Raw genomic sequence first — 10,104 nt, 5'->3', positions numbered from 1 at the left:
GCTGCTGTGGGGAGTGGGCAGCAATTATGGAGCAGCAGGGCTATCAGGTAAATGTGCATCTGCAAAATGATTGGAGCCCAATTAAAGCCTCTTTTGCCATGCCGCCTCAACTGGCTTCTTGCCATACCGCGGTGATCGACGGCTACATGATTGAAGGCCATGTTCCGGTAGCTGATATTGAACGTTTGCTCAGCGAGCGTCCTAAAGATGTATCAGGTATTGCTGCACCAGGTATGCCGCGTTTTTCACCGGGCATGGCCAGAAAGGGTGAGGCTTACCGTGACTTCAATGTGGTGGCCTTTGATAAGCAAGGCAAAATCAGTTTGTATCAAGGCTATTAAGGCCGCCAATCTTACTGGCGAAACAGATTTCAATTCAGCAAGGAGATAAGACTATGGGGTGTTGTAGTCGCCCGCCAAGCGGGAGTGGAGATAAGAAAGAGCTGGCCAAAGGCGCCAAGTACATCGGCGTATTTGTGATTGCCGTATTTGTTCTAGGCTACGTATTTGGCTAAGACGAACCAAGTGTAAAGAAGAGAGCCCTTGTTGTGGCTCTCTTTTTTTGTTTGTTTTTTGTTCTTTTTTTATGCTTTTAGTCAATATCAGCGGGCTTCAACTCTGCCAAGCTTTAACCATTATTAGTAAGGGGTGTTGGGTAGGGGGCCATGGATGGCAGAGTAAAGCATGTGGATGTCGCTAAGGGTATTTCGATTAGTTTAGTGGCCATGCAGCACAGTGAGTTACGGACTTTGTTTCCTGACGTTGTTGAGGGAATGGGGCTTTTTAGAATGCCCTTGTTTTTTGCCTTGTCAGGCTTGTTTTTTTCTTACGCGCTTAAGCCTAAACCGTTCTTACTGAACAAAGCTGATGCCTTATTAAAGCCTTATTTTGTGGTATTGCTTTGCTTGTTGCTGATAGCTGCGTGGCAAGGAGAGAGCGATATTTTATGGCGCCTTAAGGGGATATTTTATGCTTCGGGTGCCACCATTGATTGGGGGCCTCTTTGGTTTTTGCCTCATCTGTTCTTAGTCTATTGTTTTACTTATATCTTGTTTCGTTACTGTGGTTTTTCTCGCTTGCCTCGTTGGATATTGTTGTTGCTGCTAACGGTATTTCTGGCGTGGGGAGCTCACGATTTAGCTTACTTTTGGCATTCCGATCTAGTACTTTTTTCTAGCAACATACACTGCTATGGCTTGCCGTTTTCCTTGGATATTCTTCCGCTCTCGCTGTTCTATTTTATGTTAGGGGTACTGTTTAAGCAGCCACTGTTAAGCTTTAAGGCTAAGCCTGTTCTTGGCGCAATATCACTGTTAGTGGTGATAGTCATTGCTGTTTATACCGAAACTCGGTCTGATTTTTATATGCGCCTGTATCAACCCGTGTTGTTCGCCACAATCGCTGCCTTGGCTGGGCTTTACTTTATTTTAACTGTGTCTTGGTTTATCTGCAGAAGTCCGCTAGTGAGTACCGCTCCTTTAGCGCTGGGAAAAGCGAGTTTATATATTTTGATTTTTCATAGTTTTATTAGTCGGCAGGTTTACGCTTATATCTCGAAGGGCTTTAGTGATGCTGCCACTTTAGTGCTGTTAGCTATACTGGCTTATGTCTGTAGTATTACTGTGCCGCTAGTGATTAAAGTACTGGTTGAGAAAAGCGCAGTATTGTCTTTAGCATTTCGCCCGTGCAAGATTAACCCTTTGTTTGTTAAAGATAAGTCGGCAAATTAGCGCTTGTTGCTGAATTCGTCATTTGGATCATATTGGCAGCCTAAAGTCAGCATTAACTAGTTGTAAATTCTCATCATGCCCAAGCTGGTTCTCTAAAAGGATGCGTTGCTACGCATCCTTTTTTGTCTTTAGCCACAACAAAGCTTATGGTCGATTAAGCAGCGTAGTTAGAAGCCTTTATCATGACTTAAGTGGCTTAATTAACACTGTTGATTGTTGTTGTGTTTGCTATTGTCGAATATGCGGTAACCTTATTGCGCCCGTGTTGCTTTGAATAATAAAGAGCCGTGTCGGCTTGAGCCAGTAACGAATCTATATTTGAGCTTCCCGGTAAACTCTCTACCACTCCGAAGCTGGCAGTAAACTGAATGGATAGCTGTTCATGTTCTAGCTCGATTTGACTGACTTTCAGGCGAAGGGTTTCGGCAATATTGATCGCGTTATCTTCTCCAATATTAGACAACATAATGGCAAACTCCTCTCCCCCCAAGCGAGCGATGATATCGGTGGAACGAAGGTTGTTTTTAAGTGTTGTTGCAAACGCGACTAGTGCCTGATCGCCCAGAGCATGACCGTAAGTGTCATTGAGATTTTTAAAATTATCGATATCAACCATAATTAAACTCAGTGACTTCTGTTGCCGATAGGCCTGCTCCAATAACTGCTCTCCATAATCGAAAAAAGCACGGCGATTACTGAGTTGAGTGAGTGGGTCGCTATAAGCTAAGAGCTCAGCACTTTCCTTGGCTAGCTCTAAATCGCGGGTTCGGGCTTTAACTTTCTCATCTAGCACTTGGTTCAGTTCTAACAACTCGTGCTGGTGCTTGTTTACCCTCTCAATCATTTGGTTATAACTGTCTTTTAAGATGAGCAGTTCGTTTTTATCCGTCCAGTTAATCGCTAAATCTATCGGCTGTGGAAACTTGGTGTTTTGCTGAGAAATCTTTAAAGTGAATTCTTTGAGTGGTTTTCCTAAATGTTTGTTAATGAAGAAATAAATAATAAACCAAAGCACAAAGGTTTTGATGACAGAGTTGATTAAAATAAGGATGAAGCCATATTTTACTCGCTCAAAAACCAGTTGGTCATTCGAATAAAGCGTAACCGTTCCTAAGGGAATATCCTGGCTAAATGCGGGGCCCTGATAATAAATAGGAAATTCGTGTGCGAACAGAGCGTTAGCTCCCAAGCCAGTGAGTTTTTGTTCTGTAGCTAGGCCTTTTGAGTCGTAATACTCAACCTGATTTTGCTGATTAAACACAGCACCGACTTGGACGTCCATTTTGTGATCAAGCGAGTTGATTTTGACTCCGACCACGATGGGCAGGTTGTACATGCCTTGTAGAATTGATTGCAGTAATTCTTGATTATAGGTCCAAACTGAATCGGAAATTCCCTTGCCAAAGGTGGCTGGCAAGGTTTGAATTTCATCATAAAATTCTTTTTTGGTGTTTTCGTATTCTTTGTAAAGCTGTACCACCGTGACCAGAACGGCTACCAAAAAATAAAGGCCAAAGATAATCAGCAGCAGATGCAGCGCAATCGATTGGCGATAACGTTTTAACAAAGCTCGCACTTAACAGCCCTTAAGGTTTGGGGTACTCAATTTATTTAACCTGCCAATCTTGAATGCCATAACGCTCCAATAATTTACTTAAACGACCGTCTTCTCGCATTTTCAGGGTTTCTTCAGACAAGATTTTTGCATACTCAGCGGATTTAGGGTTTTTAGGTGAAAAACTGGCGTAAACATCAATCACTACACTAGTGGTGCCGGAGACTTTGATTTGGTCGGACTGACCCATTTGCTTGATTTTGTATTCCAATACGCTCTTGTCTTCAATAACCGCGGTTAAGCGACCATTGATTAGCATTTCAAGCAATCGTTCTAACGGTTTTTCTCCGGTGATGGCCAGTACGTTTTTGGGATTTTGATTAAAGTACTCCATTACTGTCGGGTCAACATAGTCATAGCCTTTAATAATGCCAATCATTGCGGCCTGCTCAAGCGAGTCTTTGCCCGTATACTGCCAATTTGAGTCTTTATGGCTAAAAAAAGTACTGTTGCTCTTGCCTAGGGCAAAGTCTGGAAACACAAAGTCTGGCGCTTCTTCTCTAAAGCAGGCCATGGTTCCGTCGAGCTTACCTTCTCTAACTAATTGCAGTCCTCGAGAGTAAGAGACTTCAACAAATTCGACTTGATGCCCTCTTGCTTTCATGGTTTCAACTAGCAAATCACCTAGGTAACCCACTTTGCCTTGGTTTTGACTTGCGATGCAGTCGTAAGGACACCATTCATCAGTTGCGATTCTTAGCGTATCTGCAAAAACAGAACTAGAGAAAAGCGCAATAAAGCTAGCAAAGAGAAGGCTAAAAGTGAGCGATTTTTTGGTGGGTTTAATTTGTTTAGTGTGTGCTAGCATAATTATCATCCCTGTTTTATAAGCTCCTGACAGTATAGGAGTTTTACCAGAACAGTGCCACGAGAGTTGCTGGTTTTAGTTTGGGAATCGTTATCGACATCAGCTGGGTTTGGCCGCAAAATTTCAGCTATAACACTGTATTTCCCCTCGTTTCCTAACGTGAGTAACGTTTATAAAACTATGCTGTCAGGCATTTTACTTAGCGTTTGCTATAGGGGTTATTCGCACTCAGGCATATTTGCTCAAACATGGAAATCCGTATTGCTGGTATATTGGCCTCTTAAGCGTGCAGCTATTCATTTAAATCGGGTGATAGCTAAAAGCTCAATGGCTAATCAGCATTTAAGCGTGATGCTCAATACTGGGTATTTTTTATATTGAAATTGGATTGGTGTTTAAAGTGCTGTGGTTTAGCTAGGGTGGTAGTGCAGTACTCTTTAAGTACGCATTAGGTATTTAGAAGATAATAGGTTGGTAGTGAGTAAAAATAGATTGATTGCACAGTTTAAAAAAATGACCCTAGAACAGTTAGAGGAAGAACTTCTATCTCCTGATTTAGCTGAAAATTTAAGGGAAATTGTGCTAACTGAAATATCGTTACGTCGTAGCAGGAAAATTACTTGGTACACAACTTTGTCGTTAGTTTTTTCTTTGGTTGCTTTGTTTATATCATTAGTAACGAGTTGGGATTCAATAGTCTCGTGGTTTTCTTGAGTACACGCATTAGCTGTGGTTTGACTTAAGGTCATCTCAAATCATAAACATGGAGAAGATATGCAGTTTGCTAAGGCATTTAATTATAAGAAGTGGGCAAATAAGCAATTGCTTAACTTTGGGGAACGACAACTCTCACAGCTCTCGGAAAGTGATAGCACGTTTTTCATTAGAATTTTAAACCATACTACGGTGGTCGATAGCCTCTTCATCAGCCGAATTTTGGGAGAGCCCGAAAAATATAGTGGTGATAATACGCCTGAGACTCCAACACTAGCGGAGCTACGCGATACAATGAATCAAAACGATTCGTGGCTAGCTCAGTATGCGGAATCTGTATCTGAAGAAGAACTGCAAAGGGTTATTCCATTTACTTTTGTTGATGGTGATACAGGGCAGATGTCAGTCGAAGAAATACTGCTTCATTTGTTAACTCATGGCAGTAACCACAGAGGCATGGCTTCTAGGGTGCTGGCAGAAAATAACTTAGAACGTCCTAAAGACACATTTACCCGGTATCTACATCAAGCAGAGCCTTCAAGAAGGGCAGCAATTTAGCCGTTTAAAAACGTTTAAGCCAAGGGCCAAGGCGTGGCTTTTATCGTGGCAATGGGGTTCGCGTTTGAGTTGGTCTATCATTTAAGCGGATGTTAACTGCCGATCAAATTAAGGAGAACAAAGTGAGTCCTACTGAATATCCAATTAAAGGTTCGTGTCAGTGTGGAAATGTCCAATATGAATTACTAGAGCCACCGCTAATGGTTGTCGCTTGCCATTGTAAAGAATGTCAAAAATTGTCGACTAGTGCATTTAGCATAACGGCGATGGTTAAAACCGATAGTGTTCAGTTTCATGGTGAAATGAAAACTTGGAGCCGAGTAGCGGATAGCGGCAATACTAATGGCGCAAAATTTTGCCCAACCTGTGGAAATAGAATTTACCACTTTGATCCTAACGAGCCAGATAAACTAAAGCTTAAACCTAGCAATTTATCGGATACCAGCATTATTAATCCTACAGTTCATGTATGGGTAAGTGAAAAGCAAGATTGGTATCAAATACCAGAGGGCGTCAAAGTTTTTGATAAGCAGCCCTAGCAGCCGCTGCTAAGGCATAAAGTCAGCGCTAACTAAAGTTGCCACTGCTTTAAGCCTTAGCTCTGGTTGGTTTCCCTCGCGAAGCTAGCCAGTGTGGCTATTTTAGTTAGAACTGGCAGTCTTGACTAAACAAGACTGAATAAAGTAACCTTTTTAAATCACTTCTTCAGGAGATTACGCCAACATGAATAACTAAACCTGTCATCCATCTCTTATTTTATTTTTGGATTTACAGGGTTAGTAGGCGTAGCTCACTCTCCGATATTTCTTTACAAGTACATTCTGGATATTTTAAGCGCTTGAATACGCGCGAGTATTTGCATTGATCTGATCTCTATTAACTGTTTAGCTACGGCTGTTGTCCCTGTCTTACAGGAGGCAAATTATGCCAGTTTTACAGGCTTACAACATAAGCCATCAATTTGATAATGGCGACATGCTGTTTCAACAATTGTCATGCTCCATGCTTAAACGTCGTGTTGGCTTGGTCGGTCGTAATGGTGTGGGTAAATCGATATTAGCTTCAATATTGTGTGGTGAATTAGAGCCATCAAGTGGCGCAGTCTCGCTACCTAAGTCATTCGCAGTTTATCGTCAGCAACCCTCTCACTTGTTATTAGCTGGGCTTACCATTGGGCAGTTCTTAGGTAAAGCAGAGGTACTTGAAGCGTTAAAGCGGGTTGAATCGGGGGACTGCTCTGAACATTGGTTCGACGTGATTGGAGAACAATGGGATTTATCCGCGCAGCTCACTCAGCAGCTTAAAGAGTTAGGCTTGCCATTAGATGTTGATTTTCCTTGTGCTCAACTCAGTGGTGGCCAATTGGCACGATTACAGCTTTGGCAGTTATTTAACCGTGACCCAGAGTTATTGATTCTCGATGAACCGTCCAACCACCTTGATACCCACGCTAAGCAGTGGCTATTGGGAATGATGCAAGCGTTTCAAGGAGCAATTTTACTGATCAGTCATGACCGAGTATTGCTACGTGAAATGGACGAAATATGGGAGTTATCTGGGCTTGGCTTACACGTTTTTGGCGGAAGCTACTCGTTTTACGCCGAACAGAAACGCACCGAATTACAAGCCTTGGAACGACAACTGGTAAGTGTTGATAAGCAGAAAAAACAACTGCAAGCACAAGCACAACGAAACCGAGAAAAGGCAGAGCAACGCGCGGCTCAAGGAAACAAATTGCGTAAAGAAGGTAGCCATGGAAAAAGCTTACTCGATGCTAAAAAAGATAAAGCCACCGCACGGGCCTCAAATCGCAACAAAAACCAGCAATTACGTGAAGCGCAGCTAGACGATAAAGCACAATCCTTAAAGGCGAGAAAAGAGCAGCTGAAAGAACAAAAGCTCTATCTCGAAGACAGCCCAAGCCGACTGCGTAAAGTGGTATCGCTACTCGATGCTGTATTGCCTTTTGCTAATGCTAAGCCTATCTCAATGCAAGTGTATGCCCACGACAAAATTCATCTGACTGGCAATAACGGGTGCGGTAAATCAACCTTGTTAAAAACCCTATTAGGCGAGTTTTCTTTGCTAAGAGGAGAGCTGCAAATCAATACGTCGTTGTATTATCTTGATCAGCATTTCGGTGTTATTCGAACAGAGCTATCGATATTGGATAACTTGATTCAGCAGTGTAAGGGAATCAAAGACAGCGATGCCAGAACATTGCTGGCGGGTATTGGTTTTCGCCGAGACAGTGTATTTCGCCTTGGTAGCATGCTTAGTGGCGGCGAGAAGATGAAGTTAGCGATGCTTATCGTTAGTCATCAACTAGACCAGCCCTTGTTACTCTTAGATGAGCCAGATAATCACCTAGATCTGGATTCAAAAATGATGCTGGCGCAGGCCTTACAACACTATCGCGGTGGTTTCATTTTAGTGAGTCATGATAACGATTTTGCCAATGAATCAGGAATTCAGAGACAAATCGCTTTATCACCTAACTAGCAAGCTAAGCGGTAGATTAACCGGGGTAACATAACCTTACCCCAATGTATTTACGCGGATCTATTTGCTTTAACTCTGCCTTACTTGGGGGCTTATTTTATGGGTAAAGCAGCAAAGCCAAGCCCATGCCGCATTGCAAGTTTAAGCCAATGTTATGGCTGTGCTTGTGCAAGCTGCTATGGCTAGCGCCACGCTTAGTTGAACTGTGAGCCGGTACCGTTATTGCGATGTTTTTTAGCACCTGATTGCGTCTTTGTTTCATGCCAGTTTGTTAGCTTTTGAACTTAGTCTTGTTTCGCCAATTTAGCTTGGGGTAAACGCTGAGTAACGCTCGCTTAGCGTTAAGATTAACGCCATAAAATAGCGACTATCTCAACGAATAATGGGTGAAAAAACGATGCAAGTAGCAGGAAAATGGGCCTTAGTCACCGGCGCCAGCCGAGGTGTGGGTTTACGCGTGGCTAAAGCCTTAGCCGCCCAAGGGGCTAAAGTGATTGTACACAGCCGCAGTTTGGCTGCTTCGCAGCGAGTGGTAGATGAAATTACTCGCCAGCAAGGTGTGGCCTATGCGGTGGAAGCGGAGCTGTCTGATAACCAAGCCGTAGCGAAGCTCGTTGCTCAAGTTAATCAGTTAACCGGGCATTGTTTAACCGTGTTATACAACAATGCCGCGATTATGACGCCATGGCGAGAAGATGCGGTAGTACCTGCGGCAGATTATGCCCTGAGTTTTCAAGTTAATTGCATTGCCCCAGCAAGCTTATGTGACGCCTTCTTGCCGCAAATGAAGCAGCAAGGTTTAGGGCGCATTGTAAATGTTACCTCTGGCATTGCCGACCAACCCCAGCTAATGGCGTATAGCTGCTCGAAAGCTGCCTTAGATCGTTATGTGCGAGACATGCTGCCAAGCTTAGCGGGCAGTGGCGTATTAATGAACTTAATGGATCCCGGTTGGTTGCAAACCGATTTAGGTGGCGAGCATGCACCTAACCATCCAGATTCGGTTATACCGGGTGCCTTGGTTCCGGTATTACTTGATGAAGAAGCCGGTAGCGGCCAACTCTACTGCGCCCAAGATTATGCAGAGTAAAAGCCCTAATAATCTGATGATTGGGTAACTGAAGATATGTTTTAGCAGCTTAGGCCTAATAAAGGCTTAAGCGGCTAAGTTCTTGCCTAAGAAAATCTGCCTGCCATTTGGCTTACTGGTGTTAATGAAGGCCTAACCCCATATTCCTGCAATTCCGTCTGCCACTCCGAACATACTCGAAAAGCTAGCAAATGACATAGCGTTGCCATAACTTGCGCCGACTCTGGTTCTTATTAAGTTATCTTATTGTATGATTGCTCAATAGTTTTAAGTTATTGTTACTGCGGGGATAGGTGGTTAGCTACTAGCTTGCAAGGTTGGCCAGCTTTTAAGGCCGCAGTAATTAAATGCTAGGGCGAGGGAAGCAATTTGGAACAACGGCGCAAAATTGAAGAAAAGCTAGAAGCAGTTCGAGTAGATGTAGAGCGAATCGTATCACTGGCAAAAGCACACTTAAAAACGGATATCAGTGGTGGCATATCTTTTAAGTATGAGATTAGTGCTCCACACGAAGTTCTTACTGACTTTGAACGTGCGCAATCAATATGTTTCGTAGCTAGGTTTGATGCGTTGCCAACGATTGCGTCTGTAGATATAAATGAGATCTATGGTAAGTTCTATTTAAATAACTTCTCTGAAATGCGCTCTGTATTAAATGAGTACCGTTCAATAGTTCAGAATAAAAAAGATTCTATCCACTATCAAAAAATACATAGGTTTTGTCGAGAAAAACTGCTAAATACAGATCACTCCAAAGACTTGTCTATAACTGTTGACCACGAAAATCGAGGGGACATAACGCAAGAATTTGCGAAGCACCTTGACGAAAGCTACAAAGCAATAAAATCACTTATACAACATTGTGAGTTTAGCTATATCTACAATGGAATATTGCAGCATTCGGATCACCGTTTTAGTATTAGGTTCTTGGAAGATTGCAGCTCTGGTGAAGCAAACTATATTTTTATAAAACATGCGTTTGTTCTTGGACATATTCGAGACCTTCTCTCTTGGCATTATAGGTTGTATTTAGCTCTTACATTTCCAAAACTAGGTGCAATGTAATTAGCTCTAAAAATTGCTTTAGT

Annotated in this window: 10 protein-coding genes; 7 read left to right on the top strand and 3 right to left on the bottom strand. The window is 42.7% G+C overall.

Translation table 11 applies throughout. From position 1 onward, the window contains the following. Together ACQY6Q_RS12320 and ACQY6Q_RS12315 are read left to right on the top strand one after the other, a co-directional pair. The coding region (locus tag ACQY6Q_RS12320; protein ID WP_427981822.1) for a DUF411 domain-containing protein at positions 1-341 on the top strand (341 nt) is incomplete at its 5' end. Positions 342-664: 323 nt separating this feature from the next. After that, positions 665-1,729, top strand: a complete 1,065-nt coding sequence (locus ACQY6Q_RS12315) for an acyltransferase family protein (RefSeq protein ID WP_427981820.1) — start codon at positions 665-667, stop codon at positions 1,727-1,729. Between the two features lie 196 nt (positions 1,730-1,925). On the opposite strand, the gene ACQY6Q_RS12310 is transcribed toward ACQY6Q_RS12315, so the two are convergent. Together ACQY6Q_RS12310 and ACQY6Q_RS12305 are read right to left on the bottom strand one after the other, a co-directional pair. Continuing rightward, positions 1,926-3,305 carry a diguanylate cyclase gene (locus ACQY6Q_RS12310; RefSeq protein ID WP_427981818.1) on the bottom strand — a complete coding sequence of 460 codons (1,380 nt, stop codon included), beginning with the start codon at positions 3,303-3,305 and terminating at the stop codon, positions 1,926-1,928. Between the two features lie 31 nt (positions 3,306-3,336). Continuing rightward, positions 3,337-4,152, bottom strand: a complete 816-nt coding sequence (locus ACQY6Q_RS12305) for a substrate-binding periplasmic protein (protein WP_427981816.1) — start codon at positions 4,150-4,152, stop codon at positions 3,337-3,339. A gap of 774 nt (positions 4,153-4,926) precedes the next feature. On the opposite strand from ACQY6Q_RS12305, the gene ACQY6Q_RS12300 reads away from it, so the two are divergent. The 3 genes from ACQY6Q_RS12300 to ACQY6Q_RS12290 all read left to right on the top strand — a co-directional run bounded on the left by ACQY6Q_RS12300 (position 4,927) and on the right by ACQY6Q_RS12290 (position 7,926). Continuing rightward, positions 4,927-5,424: a DinB family protein gene (locus ACQY6Q_RS12300; RefSeq protein WP_427981815.1), complete on the top strand. Its 498-nt coding sequence runs from the start codon at positions 4,927-4,929 to the stop codon at positions 5,422-5,424. Positions 5,425-5,546: 122 nt separating this feature from the next. Further along, entirely contained in the window at positions 5,547-5,963 is a 417-nt protein-coding gene (locus ACQY6Q_RS12295; protein WP_427981814.1) for a GFA family protein, read from the top strand. A 385-nt stretch (positions 5,964-6,348) separates the two neighbouring features. Beyond that, complete coding sequence (locus ACQY6Q_RS12290; RefSeq protein WP_427981813.1) at positions 6,349-7,926, top strand: ATP-binding cassette domain-containing protein; 1,578 nt, start codon at positions 6,349-6,351, stop codon at positions 7,924-7,926. 97 nt (positions 7,927-8,023) lie between these two features. Here ACQY6Q_RS12290 and ACQY6Q_RS12285 read toward each other — a convergent pair whose 3' ends face one another. Further along, entirely contained in the window at positions 8,024-8,188 is a 165-nt protein-coding gene (locus ACQY6Q_RS12285; RefSeq protein WP_427981812.1) for a hypothetical protein, read from the bottom strand. Positions 8,189-8,323: 135 nt separating this feature from the next. Here ACQY6Q_RS12285 and ACQY6Q_RS12280 point away from each other — a divergent pair, with 135 nt between their 5' ends. Continuing rightward, positions 8,324-9,016 (top strand): SDR family NAD(P)-dependent oxidoreductase, encoded by a 693-nt coding sequence (locus tag ACQY6Q_RS12280; protein ID WP_427981810.1) that lies wholly within the window; start codon positions 8,324-8,326, stop codon positions 9,014-9,016. 369 nt (positions 9,017-9,385) lie between these two features. Further along, the gene (locus tag ACQY6Q_RS12275) at positions 9,386-10,081 is read left to right on the top strand and encodes a hypothetical protein (RefSeq protein WP_427981809.1); all 696 of its coding nucleotides are present in this window, start codon (positions 9,386-9,388) and stop codon (positions 10,079-10,081) included. Positions 10,082-10,104 lie beyond the last annotated feature (23 nt).

It is taken from the genome of Agarivorans sp. (assembly GCF_050295395.1).
Lineage (GTDB): Bacteria > Pseudomonadota > Gammaproteobacteria > Enterobacterales > Celerinatantimonadaceae > Agarivorans.
This window is presented reverse-complemented; position numbering and strand designations above follow the sequence as displayed.

Excerpts from the sequence above, each read along its gene's own strand:
- ACQY6Q_RS12315 (WP_427981820.1), top strand. The coding sequence starts at position 665 with ATGGATGGCAGAGTAAAGCATGTGGATGTCGCTAAGGGTATTTCGATT.
- ACQY6Q_RS12305 (WP_427981816.1), bottom strand. The coding sequence starts at position 4,152 with ATGCTAGCACACACTAAACAAATTAAACCCACCAAAAAATCGCTCACT.
- ACQY6Q_RS12300 (WP_427981815.1), top strand. The coding sequence starts at position 4,927 with ATGCAGTTTGCTAAGGCATTTAATTATAAGAAGTGGGCAAATAAGCAA.
- ACQY6Q_RS12290 (WP_427981813.1), top strand. The coding sequence starts at position 6,349 with ATGCCAGTTTTACAGGCTTACAACATAAGCCATCAATTTGATAATGGC.
- ACQY6Q_RS12285 (WP_427981812.1), bottom strand. The coding sequence starts at position 8,188 with ATGAAACAAAGACGCAATCAGGTGCTAAAAAACATCGCAATAACGGTA.
- ACQY6Q_RS12280 (WP_427981810.1), top strand. The coding sequence starts at position 8,324 with ATGCAAGTAGCAGGAAAATGGGCCTTAGTCACCGGCGCCAGCCGAGGT.